We start from the raw sequence: 14,604 nt of genomic DNA on the forward strand, positions 1-14,604 counted from the left end.
TACGGCTATAGTTTATTTCCCGCCAATGCTGATTAATTATTTAAAAAAGCGCGTTCTAAGCTCTTGCCGTAACCCCGCCTGATTTCTGCATTCGGCGGGGGAGATTTCACAACCTGTTCCCTCGATGACGCTTTATGTACTACCGTGATGAAGGTGTTTAATACATCAACCGTATCGAGTTCCTGCCCGGTAATACTTGATTTAGGTTCGCGGTTAGACCAGAACTTCCTGAGTTGCTTCTTCCGTTCTTTAGCGAAGAAACTATCAAGCACGTTTTCCAACCAGTAATCTTTCTTTTTCATAGAAATTCCTCTGTAATTGGCTTTGATGCTATGGCGATTATCACCACACCTCAAAGCCAACTGTTCTTTGACTTTGAACCACATCCCGCAGTGGTCGCGCTCATGCCCTTGAGTTGCTGTCGCACTTTCGCCGCTAATAACCGGTGCAAGTTGGCCTTCTTGCTGCTCTACCGGAGCTATTTGTAATATATGAACCTTGACCCGTCGCTACACAGGCTCACCACTTGGCGACTCAGGGCAGCATCATTACTGCTGCATTGGCGCATTGCACTTGCGGTCTATCCGCTTTGTTACACCATAATTTATTCCTCCTCTTGTTAATAAATACACCTAACACTGTCCGCCGCTTGCCTGAGATGCCATATACCCCGTGAGGTCTGGAGATGTCAGGGAACTGAGTTACGCAGATCTCTCCGCTCAGCATTAGATGTGATTCCAATTTGTTAAAGAGCATACTGATTTATCTTTCGGCTGTGTGCCTTGGATGAATCTAGTATCACCGTCAGTAATAAATTAGTCAACACTAATAGTAATATATTTTTATCACCATTAGTAATGTTGTTGATTGGAAAAGAAATTGTTTTGAAAATTTATTTTGAATTGTGATCGTGGGTGTTTGTTACTTAGGCTGGAGCAGGCCGTTGAAGGCAGCCTGCTATTGAGTCTCTTGGCGGGTTATGACAATTTTGATTGTTATTTGTTCGGCTAACTAATTTATATTTTTACTACGTCTTGCAAGCAATTCGGCAAAAATGGCATCAAAGCGAGCTGCTTTTAGTTTCAACTCACGCAAGAATCCATCCGCCTCATCTGAAGGAAGGCTTTCAAATAAGTTCAATATTTCCTTCTGCTGCTTCGTTAGCTTATTACTACTAGATAAATTTGAAGATTCAATACTTTTATCTAATGTCCGCGTATACCGAGCCATTTCCTTGATTTCTGCCGCTAATGCCGGGCTAAAGTCATCTACAGTAATCTCTAGAATCTTAGCAAACTTAGCCGCATGAAGAACTCCAATAGCGTTTTTTGCGTTTAGTAACTGTGCAACGGCGCTCTGCCCCATGCTTAGCTTTTCTGCTAGTACCTCTTGGGACAGCCCTAATTCTTTTTTCTTTGCCTCATATATCGCTTTAAGGCGTCCAGCGTCCGATATTTGTTCGTCGCTCAATGGGATTTTTTTCATGATTCGATTCTATAACTTAAAGTCATATTTACCAATCACCGTTAGTGTTGACTATATTATTACTATGAGTAATACTAAGCACCAAATCTAACTGGAGGATTGCATGGAAAGAATTCCGTTATCAGATTTTGTATCCCGAAAAGGGCAGGAGGAAACAGCCTCCCTATTTGGGGTCAATCAAAGTGCTATTAGTAAGGCTCTGGCAATCGGGCGGAAAATTACTGTCATTGTCCATAGGGACGGACGAATTGAAGCTGAGGAACTTAAGCCATTTCCGTCTCACCGTCGCATTTAGTATTGCCTTGTATTGCTCTTTAACAACCTGGACACACGACAAGCTACTGGTGAACCCTAGCAAACTGAAATAGCGCCGGGTAGTTACTCAGGCAATCGGGTATTCCCCCGTAAAGGCACATTCACCATGATGCTGTTCGTGTTAACCATTATCTATCTCAGGATAGTTGATGTCTCTTTTCGCCATATGAAACAAACATGACTCGTTAACAAAATTTCACTTTAGGAAATATAACAAATGGAAATAGCAAAAACTGTCAAAAATACTCGTAATGCGCGTAAAGCGCAGATGCTTGAAAGTTATTTTCACAAAAAAGTATTTGAAGTTGGAAATAATGGACTGGCAAGTGATATGGGTATTCACCCCTCCAAATTAAGCAAGGATAAAAACCGAATTGCCCGATTAGCCAGTTTAATGATCGTGAATTTGGGATTGCCTGAGTGGGCATTTGAGATATCTGATGCAGACAATAAACCTGTGATAGTCATTGAAGGGGTATATGCCGAGCGCTTAATTCAGGCTCTGGAAAATGAAGGAAAGGTAAAAAGAAAAACCCCAGTTGCGGTAACAACTGAGGCTTCAGAAATGCAAATTGAGATGTCAATTTAACGACAAGGGGAAGTATGCAGTGTTCCCCTCAGAACAACATTTCACGGAAGTAATTATACATGAAAATCAAATTCAATGGTAGGGAGTTCATTCATGAACGTAGTTAAACGAGTGGACTTCACTAATAAAATAATTCTGCCGGAACAACCGGAGGTTCAGGTGGCTGATCTTTCAGATGGGTATATGAAAGTAGCCAATAAAATACAACAACTCAAACCCCGTCTAAGATTATCGGGGCGGGAATGGCAGTGCTTTGAGGCTGTTATTTGGCTAACTTACGGATGGAATAAAAAACAAGATAGGGTAACTAACACTGTCTTGTCTGAGCTGACTGGATTAGGTGATACACATGTTTCTGATGCAATTAAATCCCTTGCAGAGAGGAAAATTATTTTTAGTCATAAGCAAGGAACGATGAAATTAGTCGGTGTAAATACTGAGCTTTCTGAGTGGATTTTAGACAAAAAGAAAACGGGAAAAACCTTCCCGAAAACGGGAAAATCTTTCCCGAATTCAGGAAAAGTCTTCCCGAAAACGGTAGACACCCAATACAAGAACAATAACAATATTAATAATACGTCTGAGAATTCTGGCGAATCCTCAGGATCGTCAATTCAAAATCAATTATCTCCACGGCCTGATGCAGCCATCAGCACTCCCAAAGGTGACAAATGGGGAACCGCTGAAGACCTGAAAGCTGCCGAATGGATTTACGAGAAAATTCTGGTTGCCCGACCGAATACCAAAACCCCTAACTGGGCGGCATGGGCCAATGATATTCGCCTGATGAGGCAAGCCGATAACCGAACCCATGCGGAGATCTGCCACCTGTTCAAGTGGGCGAATCAGGATTCATTCTGGTACTGCAACATCCTGTCCCCTGCCAAGCTACGGGAAAAGTGGGATACGCTCGAAGCACAGAGCACGCAGCCCAACCGAAAACCCACCACTCACGCCACCGCTGAAACCTCCGGCAACTGGAACACGGCTGAAGCATGGGAGGGATTTCTATGAATCGCAACCTGGTTACCGCCATTAAAAATCGTGATGGTGCGGCACTGTCTCAACTGTCAGCGGGGCAACAGCCTAACCGCCAGCCCGTGGTGAACGAGAATGCCGAGCGGTTGGTTAACGTGCTATTCGAGAACCTGAAGCAGGTCTTTCCTGCTGCGACGCAAACTAATCTGCGAAACGCTTCCGATGAGACACTGGCTAAACAGCAATGGATCGCCGCCTTCGCTGAGAACGGTGTTCGCACCAAGGAACAAATTTCTGCGGGTATGCGTCAGGCCCGTGCCAGTGAGTCCCCGTTCTGGCCTTCGCCGGGACTGTTTGTGACATGGTGTAAACAGGGAGAGGCTATCGCCATTGGATTACCCACTGAAGATGAGCTGTACGAGGTGTTCCGCGATTATTGCCAGCACCGTGGTTGGGGAAATTACGAATGGCCGTCCAGTGCGTGTTATTGGATGGTGACAAAAATTCATGCTGAAATGATGCGTCAAAACCTCACTGACTCTGAAGTAAAAAAGCTCTGTGGCCGTGAATTGAAGGTGATGGCGAAGCGGATTCAGGCAGGCGAGAAAATACCTGAACCTATTACTCAGATTGAGGAAAAATACACGCCGTCTGATGAGGGTTCTGTGATAAGCAGCTTGTGGCTGATAAAGAGAGCCTTAGGCTGCAATTTATCCCGTCAAGAGTACGAGCACCAGTTCTACAACGAAAGACTAAAAGCCCTCAGAAAATAACCGGTCAAAAGGAAACCAATATGAACTTTTTCAAAAATGCGATCGTATATCGTATGGCTCGTGACATTCAAATTTCAGCGGAAACACTGGAAACGCAATTATCCACATTGGCATTCACCCCGTGTGGCAGTCAGGACATGATGAGAGTGGGCTGGATTTCTCCGATGGGTTCTCACGGTTTGGCACTCACTCATGCAACAGGGGATCAGATTCTGATTTGTATGCAGCGCGAAGAGAAAATATTGCCCTCATCGGTCATCAAAAAAGAGCTGCAGGGCAAGATTGAGAAATTGGAAGGTGAGCAGCATCGGAAACTGAAAAAGGCCGAGAAAGACGCGCTGAAGGATGAAGTGATCCACACCCTATTACCACGGGCATTCAGCAGGGAATCACAAACCTATCTCTGGATAGATTTAGGCAATTTGCGCATTGTTGTGGATGCCAACAGCGCCAGACGAGCCGAAGATGCGCTGGCGCTTCTGAGAAAAGCGTTAGGCTCACTGCCGATAACGCCAGTCATGTTATCCAATCCGATTGAATTGACACTCACCGACTGGGTAAGCAACGGTGAATTACCCGCAGGGCTGGCATTACAGGATGAAGCAGAACTGAAAGCCGTGCTGGAAGCAGGCGGCCTTATCCGCTGCAAGCAGCAGGATTTGTTTTCAGATGAAATTGCCACGCATATTGAATCCGGTAAGTACGTGACCAAGTTGGCACTGGAGTGGGAAGAACGTATTCAGTTCACGTTATCCGATGATTTCGCCATCAAGAAAATCAGGTTCAGTGACGCATTGAAAGAACAGAACGACGATATTGATCGTGAAGATTTCGCCCAGCGTTTTGATGCTGATTTTGTGTTATTCACGGGTGAGTTATCCAGAATGTTAGACAGTCTGATTGACGCACTCGGCGGTGAAACCCAATAAACCCCACAAGAAGGACTTTTGAAATGAAACTAAAAACAAGTGAACTGACAGGCAGGGCATTGGATTTTTCTGTAGCTCAGGCGATTGGCATGGATATTTATATATGTGGTCGTGCTAGTGATGACGAATATGGATGGATTGGTTATAAAAAATCATTCGGATTAATTCAGGATAGCGTGGATGTTGCAGTGGCGGCGTTTGAGAAACCCGTTATTACGGTTGGCTTTTGCGGTGAGATATGCATTGAGTCTCAGACAAAATCTCAAAAGTATTCCCCATCAACCAATTGGGAACAGTGCGGGCAATTGATTGATATATTCGGGATGGAACTCACCAATGAATTAGTCAATGATACATGGAGATATTACGCAACATGCCCACATTTGATGGGTGAATATCAACATGGTGATACACCAAAGATAGCTATCTGCCGCGCTGTAGTCGCTGCCGAGTTAGGCAATGAGGTTGATATCCCTGATGAGCTATTGGAGGGGGAATGACAGATAAACTCAATCCGTGCCCATTTTGTAATAGTAAGCGCACAGAAATGAGCGCGTATGCAGAAGACACGTGGTTTTTTGTGCAATGTATTGACTGTAATGCTAATGGGCCAGAAAGCCATGATCATGATTCTGCAATTCAGGCATGGAACCAGAGGGCAAATAACGATGAGTAAACTCAAATGCAGCCGGTGCAAGAAAATATCAGACCGTAGGAATTTATTTGAGGCTAAGGCTAAATACAGTTATAGCGTTCTGGTCTGCCCTAATTGCCGTAGTCAGTCATTTTCACCAGTTGAGGAAGATAACGATGACAAGAGCAGCGATTGATCGGGCAAACAATGCCGCTAAACATGATTATTCATGGTCAAAGTCATGTGGGGGCCACATTTGTTCTAAATGTGGAACCGCCGAGCATCGTAGCGGCTGGTATTACTGGGCTGGGTATAAATCTAAATCTGAGCCGCCATGTGCATACAATCCGCAAATTGATAGTGCAGAAATGAGGAACTGGTGTGCAGAAAACGCAACCTATGAAAGTCTATAACGGAGATTAGATGGACAAGCAGACATTTCTGCTACGAAATGCGCGAATACTCAATAACCTGAAAGCCACTTTAGATACTCTCTCCCTCAGTGACGAATTTCCTCTTCAAGTCACCATATCAGACTCAAGCCGAACACTACCGCAGAACGACAAGTTCCATGCGTTATGTGGTGACGTCTCGAAACAGGGCATTGAGTGGGCGGGCAGCACATGGAAGCTGCCGGAATGGAAATGTATTTTTGTCTCCGGTCACGCCAAAGCCACCGGGAAAGAGGGGCAGTTAATCGAAGGCATTGAAGGTGAGCCGGTGCCATTGGCAAGAGAAAGCACCGCCAGAATGAGCGTAAAGCGCATGAGCAGTTTAATTGAATATTCACAGGCATGGGCTGTCTGTCAGGGCGTAAAACTCACAGAGACACGCTACGCGCTGAATTATTACGGGCATAAGATTTAACCTAACTGGAAGGAAACGCAATGAAATTAGAAAAAGGCAAAATTTACGATGTGGAAGATGATTATTACCTGCAGCACAGCCGGGCTGAATATCACTCAACCCGATACCGCGAATCGGATAACGAGCCACTGCACGACATGATCATCCGATGCGCCAATGAGGATTTGATGGTCGGCCTGTTTACGACGGATAAGATTATCGGGTTAGCCAAAATTCAGGAAATTTAGGGGGTAAATGCAGTCCCTCACTTGAATAGTCATCACGGTAATGATGAGAGTAGTCTCAGGGAGATAAAATGAAACAGAAAAGCTATCGCAGTAAAAAATGGCTGGCTGCCGTTGGTCAGATTGAATGCTGTGTCCGGTGTGGGCAATACGGCGTTCAGGTCGCCCACAGAAATGAGGGCAAAGGCATGGGGTTGAAGGTGGATGACAGCCTGACCGCAGCACTGTGTCCCGCCTGCCATTATGCCATCGATAATGGCGCTGACATGAGCAAAGAGGAACGCAGGCACGAGATGGACAGGTCGATTGTCCTGACGATCAAAGAGCTGACGAGGCGGGGACTGGTTGGCGCACTATGAAGACTTACCGCTTAAAACTGCCGTGGCCGCCGACAATTAATCATTATTGGAAACACTCAAGGTGGGGTCACTACATCACAGAGAAGGGCAAAGATTACCGACAGAACATCATCACACTCATCAAGCAGCAGGACTTAGACATCCTCACCCCCTCCCGCATCAGAATAACAATCACTGCACACCCTCCAGACCGACGCCGAAGAGATATCGATAACCTGCCCAAAGCGGTCTTCGACTCACTGACACATGCCCATTTCTGGGTTGATGATGAGCAGATTGATGATATGCGGATCACGCGGGGCGAATTGATTAAAGGCGGCTGTCTTGATGTCCAGATATGGGAACTGGATTAATGGAATTCACAGACTTACACATAGCAATTGAAGAAGCGCGGTATCTCCACGCAATAACAAGAAAAAATCATGTGGTTTTGCAGTGTGAACACGCCCGACTGAGAGTGATTCAGGCACGCAAAACAAGAACCACAGGCCACTCAGTCATGTTCTCAACCAAATACGATAAACAGCATTCAGTATTGCGGGGGTAAAATGAGTCACATCAGGGAAAAGCAGCTAACAAAACCACAGCAGGACTGGATTGATAACTGGTTAAATTTGTGGGGGGCATGGGTTCACAGTGGCAGAATCGATAAGCGCCAGATAAACATGATTTATAAGTTCATGATGACTGTTGAGCCTCGCAAGGGGCAAGACCGCCCTGTGTGCAATGATGATGATGGTATGTTGATTTCTCAGGTGGTCGATGCCGTTATGTGCATTGACCAAAAAGCCTATGGGATTTTACTCAGCTACTACGCTCACGGCGCATCGAAGCTGTCAATTTCAACTTATTATCACAAGATTGCGAAACCCCGCAGAATGATGACGCGCTCTGGCGGGCGCTTAAGGAAGCCTTCTCGTGGGACATGTCGCCGTGAAGTGGATGAAATTCTGGCAGCCAGTGTTTACCTATTATATCAGCCTCTGCAAAATGCATTTAATTCACGTAAACGTGTAGAGAAAATCAAAAAGATTGCCTAGAACGTGTTGACACTAATGAGCAAATGAGCAATAATTTTTGGTAAGGTTGCCGTCAGTGTTTCTTAGGTGGCCTTACCAGAACAATAACCCCACTCGCGGGGTTTTTTTATGCCTGAAATAAACATAAGACTTGCTGTTGTCATGGGTCAGAGTTACATGTGTGTTCACGCCGAATAACTGACCAGAAGGTTAAAATTATCATGCTAAAACATGAAGATATGACAACAACAGCAGCCTGCGTTTTGGAAACTGTGCCTCTGTATGACTGGGCATCTGTTGCCGATATTTCTACCCTGACGGGGCTGTCCACGCCACGTTGCCAATTACTTTTAACTCAATTTTGCCTGGCTGGATTGATGGAAAGCCGGGACGATGAGACGTTTTTCAAACGTTGCCCTTAATCGGGTAATGTCTTAAGCCATCAAGGGCGGGGCTTTGATACCTCGCCTTTGCCTGTGGTTTTCCAGCAAGCCCGCCAGTGTCGATGTATGGAATAGCTTGTGAATTTAAGTAGTACCACATTAATTAACGACGACTCGCTGCAATTTATCAAAACCCTGCCGGATAACTGTATTGACCTGATAGCCACTGACCCACCGTATTTCCGGGTTAAAGAATGTGGCTGGGACAGGCAGTGGGAGGATGTCACGGCTTACCTTGCGTGGCTGGACGAGATGCTGACTGAGTTCTGGCGGGTACTGAAACCCAACGGCAGCCTGTATATGTTCTGTGGTTCCCGTCTGGCCTCAGATACTGAGCTGCTCGTGCGTGAACGTTTTAATGTGTTAAACCATATTATCTGGGCGAAACCGTCCGGCCCGTGGCGCAGGCAGAATAAAGAAAGCCTGCGGATGTATTTTCCGGCCACAGAACGCATTATTTTTGCCGAACATTACCAAGGGTCGTATCACCCGAAAGGCGATGGCTATTCCAAACAATGCCGGGCCCTGAAACAGTCGGTATTTAAACCGCTGATTGATTACTTCCGTGATGCCCGAAAAGCACTGGGCGTGACGGCGAAAGAAATTCATGCGGCAACCGGTAAGCAGATGGCCAGTCACTGGTTCAGTGATAGCCAATGGCAGTTACCCAATGCTGTGGACTATCAAAAGCTGCAGGTGTTGTTTGACCGCGTGGCTAAAGAGAAGCACCAGCGTGGTGAGCTGAATCAGCCCCATTCTAATTTGGTGGAATCACACCAGTTTTTGTCGCGCCAGTATGACGAGTTGCGGCAGGAATACGGTTTAATGCGCCGCCCGTTCTCAGTGACGGCAGACGTGCCTTATACCGACGTCTGGCAATTTGCACCCGTTCAGTATTATCCGGGCAAGCACCCCTGCGAAAAGCCTGCTGACCTGATGACACATATTATCCAGTCCAGCAGCCGGGAAGGGGATGTGGTGGCGGATTTCTTTATGGGTTCCGGGGCAACATTGAAAGCGGCGCTGAAACTCAATCGTCGGGTTCTGGGCGTTGAGCTGGAAGAAGAGCGGTTTAAGCAGACTGAGCAGGAGATCAACGGGCAGCTGTAAACTTAGAGTTTACAACTGAACTGTTAGAAATATTTTAATTCCCCCGAATTCGAGGGTTTTAACCATTTCGAGCAACACCTCGGATTGGTGTATCGAGCATTTATGAAAGATGAATTCGAATGGGTTTATTCAACTACCGAGGATTCTTAGGTAGTTCGAAATCCCGACATCGAAATCCCGACATCGAAACAAATTCAATGGGTTCAGGTAGATTGCGAAACCATATAATCATTTATTGCGACAAAAGATTGCGTTATTCGTCAAAATGGTGCATATTTTAAGTGCGCTTCCGAAAGCGTATGCGTCCGCTCCGCATGTAGTAAAAACCGTCGAGGAGGGTTAACCAAATGGCTGTCAGTATCCGTTTAGATGATGACTTCGTGAGTGATGTAAAAATCCACGCAGAAGCGTCAAGCAGGAGTGTACCAAAGCAGATCGAACATTGGGCAAAAATAGGTCGCATCGCCGAAGATAACCCCGATTTGCCGTACTCCTTTATCCTTGATGTCTTGCTAGCGAAAAGCGAAGTCGATAATGGTAAGGTGTCGCGTTATGTCAGAAGGACAAAAAAGTCCCAAGATTGATGTTTATGAAACAAGACGTTTCTCTAAGGCATTATCTAAATTACCTGAAAATCTTCTTGCAGTCGTGGAAGATGAGATAGAAAAAATTATCGACAACCCAGAAATTGGCGAACAGAAGAAAGGCGATTTGAGTTTTCTTCGCGTTCATAAATTCCAGTTAAACAACCAGCTAACATTGCTTGGGTACCATTGGGTTGAAAAAAAGATAGAGCTATACCTGCTAAATTTTGGTTCTCATGAAAATTTTTATCAGGAACAAAAGCGACACAGGAAAGACGATTTAAAATTTATTAAATGACACATAAAGGCTGCGCATTGCGTGGCCTTTTTCATATTTGCCACCGCAATCACTCTAATCACATCCGTATACACGCATTGCGGCTGGCATCCTATTAACTCATGCGGGGTGAATGATGAATATTATAGTGGAATTCCCGAAGATGAATTCGAGAGCGGAATTTAAGAATAATGACGGTATAGCACAGCAGAGCATACTCTCTTTTTCTTCTGAACGAGTCACCATGCTGGAAGCCGATGTTTATGTTTATCTGCAAGAAACAGACGAAGTTCTGTCCCCTGAAACACCTCATGTGAAACTACTTTATGCTGAAGATTATGATGAAAAATCAACGTTCTTAGATTTTGAACTCAGGGCAACAGAGTGGGCGAAAAATAAAGTAGTCGAGTTTGTGAATCAATATTAAATAGCGAGATGAATCATGGAAAAGCGCATTGAAGCACTGGAAAGAAAGGTTGTCGAACTGGAAAAACAGCTCGCTGATCTATCAGGAGCTGTTAATCATTATCGTACTATTCATCAAGTAGAGATTGATGAAATCAGAGCGAAAAACCAAGCAACTAAATTAATCGATGCCGGAATGGTTATTGGTGCTGATCTTCGTCAATCAGCTTAATATTATCGACAATATTTTTGATGATTGGGCAATCACTCTGTGATAGGCCATTTATAATAACTTGTTTTTTCTCGTAGTCAGTCGCAATGATACTGACTAAAACTTGTTTGATAGCAATCAGTTCACGAGCTAGAGGCTCGGGTATTGATTCTTCTACAGAAAATTTAAATGGATAGTATTTTTCCACTATCATGCTTTTTCCTTTATTTAGAGGTAATCAGCCATCCCTCCATTGATTAATTATTTTGGCTGATTCAATAGCATACCTTAATTATTAACTTATTACATTTAACCGACACAGGGGCGATCATAACTCACCCCACGGACACCCATTGTTCTGATGGGGGGGGATTATGATTATGGACAAATACACCAGCCCCACAGCGTACACATGGGGCGCATTTACCGCTATGCTCGGTGCGCTGTCATTAAACGACTGGGCTATCGTCATTGGCATCATGTGTACCATCGGCACGTTTGCCGTGAACTGGTACTACAAACACCGGGAATTCAACCGCCATGAAAAAGACGAGTAAGTTAAGTGCTGCCGTTATCGGTCTGGTGCTTTCCGGTGCAGGGGCGACCGCCATTCTCGCTCAGTTTTTGGATGAAAAAGAGGGCAACCGATTATCGGCGTATCGGGATGCAGCTGGCATCTGGACAATCTGCCGGGGCGTAACCCGAATTGATGGTGCTCCCGTTCGTCAGGGTATGCAACTGACACCGAACCAATGCCGTGATCTCAACGCCAAAGAAGCAGATCAGGCCGTTGCATGGGTCAGAAGCCATATTAACGTGCCACTGACTGAACCACAGATAGCCGGCATTGCCAGTTTCTGCCCATACAACATCGGCCCCGGTAGATGCTTCTCTTCCACGTTCTACCGAAAACTGAATGCGGGTGATAGGCAAGGGGCTTGTCAGGAAATTAAACGCTGGATATTTGACGGCGGCAGAGATTGCCGACAGACCCAAGGCCAAGCTAATGGCTGTTATGGTCAGGTAGAGCGACGTGCTCAGGAATCGGAATTAACCTGTTGGGGGTTGGATGAATGAAGTTCAATTTCACCTCTGGCGTTGTCATTGCCTTGATTGTCACTTCTGGGGCAGCTTGCCTCTATCGCGATAAATACAAGGTACAACTTAAAGCCACCCAAGACAAAATAACCGAAATCCAGCAACTGACGGACACCATCAACTACCAGAACACGCACATTGACATGCTGCATGAACTGGATAGTAAGCACACGCAGGAACTCGCCCATGCCAAGACTGAAATTGACCGGTTGCACTCTGCTTCTCTTGCTCATCCTGAACGGGTGTACATCCAAGCCAAGTGCCCCGTGTCTAAAACCGTTGCCAGCTCCGGCATGGATGATGCAGCCCTCGCCAGACCTACAGACTCCGCTATCCGAAATTATTGGTTACTCAGAGAGCGCATTGCCACCTCAGAACAAATGATCCTGGGGTTGCAGGAGTATATTAGGGAGCAGTGTCAGTGAGCCATTTTGGCAAATAAAAGTCTATGCAAGTGCATGCCTCATTTTTAAACCAAGCTTCAATAATTAATTTTCCGATTTTCCATTGTACAAACTCTACGCCATGCTCCTTAGTGCCAGAATGGTATGGCTTCATTGTTTTGCTAATAATGTAATCCGGGCTTTTCCCGATAAATTGTTCATGATCTTTAAATAAAGAATAAAGATACCGTGCTTGTTCTTTTTTTTGTGATGAACGGAGCGAAAGGTATGCCCACACTAATACTATGTGACTGAGTAAGACGCCTGTATTAATCATATGAGATCTCAATAGTAAAAATTAACTAATCAATATACCTAATGTTTTTCCAAGTTATCGCATTTGGTGATGACTTTGTCATATCTAAATCCACTGCGTCTCGCTCGACGTATATACCAAAGAACCTTTCAGGATAAGCCTTGAGGAATGCCAGCAGTGGTCTGGTTAACCCTCTTTGGGCTGGTTATTCCTGAGCGCAAGGTTTATCACTAAAAGGAACTTAACCATGAGTTACCCAGCTATCGTTATTGAAAACATTCATGTTCGTAGTAATGAGCATGGCACCTACAACCTTAATGATTTACATAAGGCTGCAATCGTAGGAGGGTTAGCGCAGACATGGCAGAAACCGAGTCAGTTTTTGCAAAGTGATGGTGTTCGGGAATTTGTTGAGGAAGTGACCAAGGTGCTAAAAAACACCTTGGAACAAAATCAAATACTTAGAAAGATTCACGGCGGTAACGAACGGGGAACATGGGCACATGAACTCATTGCTCTACGCTATGCCGCTTGGCTCTCCCCTGCCTTTGAAGTGAAGGTTTACCAAACTTTCCGTGCTTTTATTCTTGGTCACTTGGGTAAATTTGCTCAGGCTAATCGACTTGAACTGGAGTATCAAAGTAAGAAGCGCAGAGTCAGCACCGCAGCGAGGATCATGAATGGCTGGGGCGTGGGTGGTGAGAAGCAAAGAATTGAGTCCGCAAGGGCGCAACTGGCTAATGAAATGCAGGTGTTGATCCCCGACCTTGGGGGCGCGAAAGCATGAATATGCCAACCCATGAGTTTTTATGCTGGCGTGTTGCCGAAGCCTACTGCTATCACCTAATGAAAATCAATCAGAGCCTTGTGTATCGACATCTGTTTGGTGATATACAGATCAACCAGCACTTCATTGCGGGTCTGCTTGATGGGCGGTTAAGTGAAAAGCTCAGTCCCCGTAGTCAGGCATTGTTTTACGATAGATTGCTTGAACCCTACGATAAAAAAATCTGCGAACGCGTGGTCTTTATCGGTGGGAAAGCTCCGGGACTGAGTAGACGCGGGAAGCATTACATGAATGCTTTCCTGCATCAGTTTGGCATGATGCTAATGGATATTGGTATTAGAGAGAAAAACGGACTTTATCGCTTGCCGACTGATGAAGAAATCATTTTATAGAACTACACAAAGCCTCCACAAACGGGTGCTTGATAGCGTTTTGCTTATTACTTTTCAAATTGAATGAATTTCATAAAAGTCTAATATTCACGTTCTCATAAAATATAAAGGGAAATTAGTATGGAAGAAGCACTGAAAAAATTTAACTCATGGCTGAAGATTGATACTTGGCACACAGGACATCCTCTTGATGAAGCGAGATTTTTAAAATCCGCTTATGGTGCATTAATAGCTAAGAGAGATCTGGATTCCGAAACATTGCGTGATTATATAGTTAATTTTGTGAATGAAACTTCTAAGCTAAATGAACGTTTTCTTGAAGAAAGAGCTGAAGAATACGCGTCAAAATTTGATGTGATATCTGAATTTGTCAGGGTAAATTCATTATAAATAGCGATATACAAAGATTGATTTAATCATAATGCC

Annotated in this window: 30 protein-coding genes; 26 read left to right on the forward strand and 4 right to left on the reverse strand. The window is 44.9% G+C overall.

What is annotated here, in order from left to right; translation table 11 throughout:
* Nucleotides 1-32 precede the first annotated feature (32 nt).
* Complete coding sequence (locus Xinn_RS05465; RefSeq protein ID WP_086954347.1) at nucleotides 33-302, reverse strand: hypothetical protein; 270 nt, start codon at nucleotides 300-302, stop codon at nucleotides 33-35.
* A gap of 709 nt (nucleotides 303-1,011) precedes the next feature.
* Nucleotides 1,012-1,485, reverse strand: a complete 474-nt coding sequence (locus tag Xinn_RS05470) for a helix-turn-helix domain-containing protein (RefSeq protein ID WP_086954346.1) — start codon at nucleotides 1,483-1,485, stop codon at nucleotides 1,012-1,014.
* A 103-nt stretch (nucleotides 1,486-1,588) separates the two neighbouring features.
* On the opposite strand from Xinn_RS05470, the gene Xinn_RS05475 reads away from it, so the two are divergent.
* From Xinn_RS05475 to Xinn_RS05570, 20 genes are all read left to right on the forward strand, one after another.
* The gene (locus tag Xinn_RS05475) at nucleotides 1,589-1,780 is read left to right on the forward strand and encodes a Cro/CI family transcriptional regulator (protein WP_086954345.1); all 192 of its coding nucleotides are present in this window, start codon (nucleotides 1,589-1,591) and stop codon (nucleotides 1,778-1,780) included.
* A gap of 237 nt (nucleotides 1,781-2,017) precedes the next feature.
* Nucleotides 2,018-2,389, forward strand: coding sequence for a hypothetical protein (locus tag Xinn_RS05480; protein ID WP_086954344.1), 372 nt, complete (start codon nucleotides 2,018-2,020; stop codon nucleotides 2,387-2,389).
* A gap of 93 nt (nucleotides 2,390-2,482) precedes the next feature.
* A complete protein-coding gene (locus Xinn_RS05485; RefSeq protein ID WP_086954343.1) occupies nucleotides 2,483-3,403 on the forward strand; it encodes a replication protein in 921 nt (306 codons plus the stop codon).
* Entirely contained in the window at nucleotides 3,400-4,140 is a 741-nt protein-coding gene (locus Xinn_RS05490) for a replication protein P (RefSeq protein WP_086954342.1), read from the forward strand. The genes Xinn_RS05485 and Xinn_RS05490 overlap by 4 nt, the downstream gene beginning before the upstream one ends.
* Nucleotides 4,141-4,160: 20 nt before the next feature.
* Nucleotides 4,161-5,069, forward strand: coding sequence for a recombination-associated protein RdgC (gene rdgC, locus Xinn_RS05495; RefSeq protein WP_086954341.1), 909 nt, complete (start codon nucleotides 4,161-4,163; stop codon nucleotides 5,067-5,069).
* A 23-nt stretch (nucleotides 5,070-5,092) separates the two neighbouring features.
* Nucleotides 5,093-5,569, forward strand: coding sequence for a phage protein NinX family protein (locus Xinn_RS05500; protein ID WP_086954340.1), 477 nt, complete (start codon nucleotides 5,093-5,095; stop codon nucleotides 5,567-5,569).
* The gene (locus tag Xinn_RS05505) at nucleotides 5,566-5,745 is read left to right on the forward strand and encodes a Lar family restriction alleviation protein (RefSeq protein ID WP_086954339.1); all 180 of its coding nucleotides are present in this window, start codon (nucleotides 5,566-5,568) and stop codon (nucleotides 5,743-5,745) included. Before Xinn_RS05500 ends, Xinn_RS05505 begins: the two co-directional genes overlap by 4 nt.
* Before the next feature lie 134 nt (nucleotides 5,746-5,879).
* Complete coding sequence (locus Xinn_RS05510; protein ID WP_086954338.1) at nucleotides 5,880-6,116, forward strand: hypothetical protein; 237 nt, start codon at nucleotides 5,880-5,882, stop codon at nucleotides 6,114-6,116.
* Between the two features lie 10 nt (nucleotides 6,117-6,126).
* Nucleotides 6,127-6,570: a recombination protein NinB gene (locus Xinn_RS05515; protein ID WP_086954337.1), complete on the forward strand. Its 444-nt coding sequence runs from the start codon at nucleotides 6,127-6,129 to the stop codon at nucleotides 6,568-6,570.
* A gap of 20 nt (nucleotides 6,571-6,590) precedes the next feature.
* Nucleotides 6,591-6,797, forward strand: coding sequence for a hypothetical protein (locus Xinn_RS05520; protein ID WP_086954336.1), 207 nt, complete (start codon nucleotides 6,591-6,593; stop codon nucleotides 6,795-6,797).
* Nucleotides 6,798-6,865: 68 nt separating this feature from the next.
* Nucleotides 6,866-7,153 carry a hypothetical protein gene (locus tag Xinn_RS05525; protein WP_086954335.1) on the forward strand — a complete coding sequence of 96 codons (288 nt, stop codon included), beginning with the start codon at nucleotides 6,866-6,868 and terminating at the stop codon, nucleotides 7,151-7,153.
* Complete coding sequence (locus tag Xinn_RS05530; RefSeq protein ID WP_086954334.1) at nucleotides 7,150-7,506, forward strand: RusA family crossover junction endodeoxyribonuclease; 357 nt, start codon at nucleotides 7,150-7,152, stop codon at nucleotides 7,504-7,506. The genes Xinn_RS05525 and Xinn_RS05530 overlap by 4 nt, the downstream gene beginning before the upstream one ends.
* Nucleotides 7,506-7,700: a hypothetical protein gene (locus Xinn_RS05535; RefSeq protein ID WP_086954333.1), complete on the forward strand. Its 195-nt coding sequence runs from the start codon at nucleotides 7,506-7,508 to the stop codon at nucleotides 7,698-7,700. The genes Xinn_RS05530 and Xinn_RS05535 overlap by 1 nt, the downstream gene beginning before the upstream one ends.
* Before the next feature lies 1 nt (nucleotide 7,701).
* Entirely contained in the window at nucleotides 7,702-8,193 is a 492-nt protein-coding gene (locus tag Xinn_RS05540; protein WP_086954332.1) for an antiterminator Q family protein, read from the forward strand.
* 200 nt (nucleotides 8,194-8,393) lie between these two features.
* Entirely contained in the window at nucleotides 8,394-8,594 is a 201-nt protein-coding gene (locus tag Xinn_RS05545; protein WP_086954331.1) for a hypothetical protein, read from the forward strand.
* A gap of 99 nt (nucleotides 8,595-8,693) precedes the next feature.
* On the forward strand, nucleotides 8,694-9,725 hold the full coding sequence (locus Xinn_RS05550) for a DNA-methyltransferase (RefSeq protein WP_086954330.1): 1,032 nt from the start codon (nucleotides 8,694-8,696) through the stop codon (nucleotides 9,723-9,725).
* 347 nt (nucleotides 9,726-10,072) lie between these two features.
* Nucleotides 10,073-10,309, forward strand: a complete 237-nt coding sequence (locus Xinn_RS05555) for a ParD-like family protein (RefSeq protein ID WP_086954329.1) — start codon at nucleotides 10,073-10,075, stop codon at nucleotides 10,307-10,309.
* Entirely contained in the window at nucleotides 10,278-10,607 is a 330-nt protein-coding gene (locus Xinn_RS05560) for a type II toxin-antitoxin system RelE/ParE family toxin (RefSeq protein ID WP_086954328.1), read from the forward strand. Before Xinn_RS05555 ends, Xinn_RS05560 begins: the two co-directional genes overlap by 32 nt.
* 112 nt (nucleotides 10,608-10,719) lie before the next feature.
* Nucleotides 10,720-11,013: a hypothetical protein gene (locus Xinn_RS05565; protein ID WP_143706522.1), complete on the forward strand. Its 294-nt coding sequence runs from the start codon at nucleotides 10,720-10,722 to the stop codon at nucleotides 11,011-11,013.
* A gap of 15 nt (nucleotides 11,014-11,028) precedes the next feature.
* On the forward strand, nucleotides 11,029-11,223 hold the full coding sequence (locus Xinn_RS05570; RefSeq protein WP_086954326.1) for a hypothetical protein: 195 nt from the start codon (nucleotides 11,029-11,031) through the stop codon (nucleotides 11,221-11,223).
* On the opposite strand, the gene Xinn_RS05575 is transcribed toward Xinn_RS05570, so the two are convergent.
* Nucleotides 11,192-11,416, reverse strand: coding sequence for a hypothetical protein (locus Xinn_RS05575; RefSeq protein ID WP_086954325.1), 225 nt, complete (start codon nucleotides 11,414-11,416; stop codon nucleotides 11,192-11,194). The genes Xinn_RS05570 and Xinn_RS05575 overlap by 32 nt on opposite strands.
* 160 nt (nucleotides 11,417-11,576) lie before the next feature.
* Between Xinn_RS05575 and Xinn_RS05580 the strand changes: the two genes are divergently transcribed.
* From Xinn_RS05580 to Xinn_RS05590, 3 genes are read left to right on the forward strand one after another with little or no spacing between them, the layout of a single operon-like run.
* Nucleotides 11,577-11,759: a phage holin family protein gene (locus Xinn_RS05580; RefSeq protein WP_086954324.1), complete on the forward strand. Its 183-nt coding sequence runs from the start codon at nucleotides 11,577-11,579 to the stop codon at nucleotides 11,757-11,759.
* The gene (locus Xinn_RS05585) at nucleotides 11,743-12,279 is read left to right on the forward strand and encodes a lysozyme (RefSeq protein WP_086954323.1); all 537 of its coding nucleotides are present in this window, start codon (nucleotides 11,743-11,745) and stop codon (nucleotides 12,277-12,279) included. Before Xinn_RS05580 ends, Xinn_RS05585 begins: the two co-directional genes overlap by 17 nt.
* 32 nt (nucleotides 12,280-12,311) lie before the next feature.
* Nucleotides 12,312-12,725, forward strand: coding sequence for a lysis protein (locus Xinn_RS05590; protein ID WP_244590138.1), 414 nt, complete (start codon nucleotides 12,312-12,314; stop codon nucleotides 12,723-12,725).
* Here Xinn_RS05590 and Xinn_RS22400 read toward each other — a convergent pair.
* A complete protein-coding gene (locus Xinn_RS22400; protein WP_086954321.1) occupies nucleotides 12,706-13,020 on the reverse strand; it encodes a hypothetical protein in 315 nt (104 codons plus the stop codon). The two genes, Xinn_RS05590 and Xinn_RS22400, sit on opposite strands and share 20 nt — an antisense overlap.
* 226 nt (nucleotides 13,021-13,246) lie before the next feature.
* Here Xinn_RS22400 and Xinn_RS05600 point away from each other — a divergent pair, with 226 nt between their 5' ends.
* The 3 genes from Xinn_RS05600 to Xinn_RS05610 all read left to right on the forward strand — a co-directional run bounded on the left by Xinn_RS05600 (nucleotide 13,247) and on the right by Xinn_RS05610 (nucleotide 14,568).
* Nucleotides 13,247-13,786, forward strand: coding sequence for a KilA-N domain-containing protein (locus tag Xinn_RS05600; RefSeq protein ID WP_086954320.1), 540 nt, complete (start codon nucleotides 13,247-13,249; stop codon nucleotides 13,784-13,786).
* The gene (locus Xinn_RS05605) at nucleotides 13,783-14,178 is read left to right on the forward strand and encodes a hypothetical protein (RefSeq protein ID WP_086954319.1); all 396 of its coding nucleotides are present in this window, start codon (nucleotides 13,783-13,785) and stop codon (nucleotides 14,176-14,178) included. The genes Xinn_RS05600 and Xinn_RS05605 overlap by 4 nt, the downstream gene beginning before the upstream one ends.
* A gap of 120 nt (nucleotides 14,179-14,298) precedes the next feature.
* Nucleotides 14,299-14,568, forward strand: a complete 270-nt coding sequence (locus Xinn_RS05610) for a hypothetical protein (RefSeq protein WP_086954318.1) — start codon at nucleotides 14,299-14,301, stop codon at nucleotides 14,566-14,568.
* The last annotated feature ends 36 nt before the right edge of the window (nucleotides 14,569-14,604 follow it).

The sequence above is a fragment of the Xenorhabdus innexi genome, assembly GCF_002632485.1.
In the GTDB taxonomy this organism is placed as follows: Bacteria; Pseudomonadota; Gammaproteobacteria; order Enterobacterales; family Enterobacteriaceae; genus Xenorhabdus; species Xenorhabdus innexi.

Excerpts from the sequence above, each read along its gene's own strand:
- Xinn_RS05515 (WP_086954337.1), top strand. The coding sequence starts at position 6,127 with ATGGACAAGCAGACATTTCTGCTACGAAATGCGCGAATACTCAATAAC.
- Xinn_RS05560 (WP_086954328.1), top strand. The coding sequence starts at position 10,278 with ATGTCAGAAGGACAAAAAAGTCCCAAGATTGATGTTTATGAAACAAGA.
- Xinn_RS05500 (WP_086954340.1), top strand. The coding sequence starts at position 5,093 with ATGAAACTAAAAACAAGTGAACTGACAGGCAGGGCATTGGATTTTTCT.
- Xinn_RS05470 (WP_086954346.1), bottom strand. The coding sequence starts at position 1,485 with ATGAAAAAAATCCCATTGAGCGACGAACAAATATCGGACGCTGGACGC.
- Xinn_RS05465 (WP_086954347.1), bottom strand. The coding sequence starts at position 302 with ATGAAAAAGAAAGATTACTGGTTGGAAAACGTGCTTGATAGTTTCTTC.
- Xinn_RS05475 (WP_086954345.1), top strand. The coding sequence starts at position 1,589 with ATGGAAAGAATTCCGTTATCAGATTTTGTATCCCGAAAAGGGCAGGAG.
- Xinn_RS05530 (WP_086954334.1), top strand. The coding sequence starts at position 7,150 with ATGAAGACTTACCGCTTAAAACTGCCGTGGCCGCCGACAATTAATCAT.
- Xinn_RS05480 (WP_086954344.1), top strand. The coding sequence starts at position 2,018 with ATGGAAATAGCAAAAACTGTCAAAAATACTCGTAATGCGCGTAAAGCG.
- Xinn_RS05520 (WP_086954336.1), top strand. The coding sequence starts at position 6,591 with ATGAAATTAGAAAAAGGCAAAATTTACGATGTGGAAGATGATTATTAC.
- Xinn_RS05580 (WP_086954324.1), top strand. The coding sequence starts at position 11,577 with ATGATTATGGACAAATACACCAGCCCCACAGCGTACACATGGGGCGCA.
- Xinn_RS05610 (WP_086954318.1), top strand. The coding sequence starts at position 14,299 with ATGGAAGAAGCACTGAAAAAATTTAACTCATGGCTGAAGATTGATACT.
- Xinn_RS05525 (WP_086954335.1), top strand. The coding sequence starts at position 6,866 with ATGAAACAGAAAAGCTATCGCAGTAAAAAATGGCTGGCTGCCGTTGGT.
- Xinn_RS05485 (WP_086954343.1), top strand. The coding sequence starts at position 2,483 with ATGAACGTAGTTAAACGAGTGGACTTCACTAATAAAATAATTCTGCCG.
- Xinn_RS05555 (WP_086954329.1), top strand. The coding sequence starts at position 10,073 with ATGGCTGTCAGTATCCGTTTAGATGATGACTTCGTGAGTGATGTAAAA.
- Xinn_RS22400 (WP_086954321.1), bottom strand. The coding sequence starts at position 13,020 with ATGATTAATACAGGCGTCTTACTCAGTCACATAGTATTAGTGTGGGCA.
- Xinn_RS05565 (WP_143706522.1), top strand. The coding sequence starts at position 10,720 with ATGATGAATATTATAGTGGAATTCCCGAAGATGAATTCGAGAGCGGAA.
- rdgC (WP_086954341.1), top strand. The coding sequence starts at position 4,161 with ATGAACTTTTTCAAAAATGCGATCGTATATCGTATGGCTCGTGACATT.
- Xinn_RS05570 (WP_086954326.1), top strand. The coding sequence starts at position 11,029 with ATGGAAAAGCGCATTGAAGCACTGGAAAGAAAGGTTGTCGAACTGGAA.
- Xinn_RS05585 (WP_086954323.1), top strand. The coding sequence starts at position 11,743 with ATGAAAAAGACGAGTAAGTTAAGTGCTGCCGTTATCGGTCTGGTGCTT.
- Xinn_RS05490 (WP_086954342.1), top strand. The coding sequence starts at position 3,400 with ATGAATCGCAACCTGGTTACCGCCATTAAAAATCGTGATGGTGCGGCA.
- Xinn_RS05505 (WP_086954339.1), top strand. The coding sequence starts at position 5,566 with ATGACAGATAAACTCAATCCGTGCCCATTTTGTAATAGTAAGCGCACA.
- Xinn_RS05535 (WP_086954333.1), top strand. The coding sequence starts at position 7,506 with ATGGAATTCACAGACTTACACATAGCAATTGAAGAAGCGCGGTATCTC.
- Xinn_RS05575 (WP_086954325.1), bottom strand. The coding sequence starts at position 11,416 with ATGATAGTGGAAAAATACTATCCATTTAAATTTTCTGTAGAAGAATCA.
- Xinn_RS05540 (WP_086954332.1), top strand. The coding sequence starts at position 7,702 with ATGAGTCACATCAGGGAAAAGCAGCTAACAAAACCACAGCAGGACTGG.
- Xinn_RS05605 (WP_086954319.1), top strand. The coding sequence starts at position 13,783 with ATGAATATGCCAACCCATGAGTTTTTATGCTGGCGTGTTGCCGAAGCC.
- Xinn_RS05545 (WP_086954331.1), top strand. The coding sequence starts at position 8,394 with ATGCTAAAACATGAAGATATGACAACAACAGCAGCCTGCGTTTTGGAA.
- Xinn_RS05600 (WP_086954320.1), top strand. The coding sequence starts at position 13,247 with ATGAGTTACCCAGCTATCGTTATTGAAAACATTCATGTTCGTAGTAAT.
- Xinn_RS05510 (WP_086954338.1), top strand. The coding sequence starts at position 5,880 with ATGACAAGAGCAGCGATTGATCGGGCAAACAATGCCGCTAAACATGAT.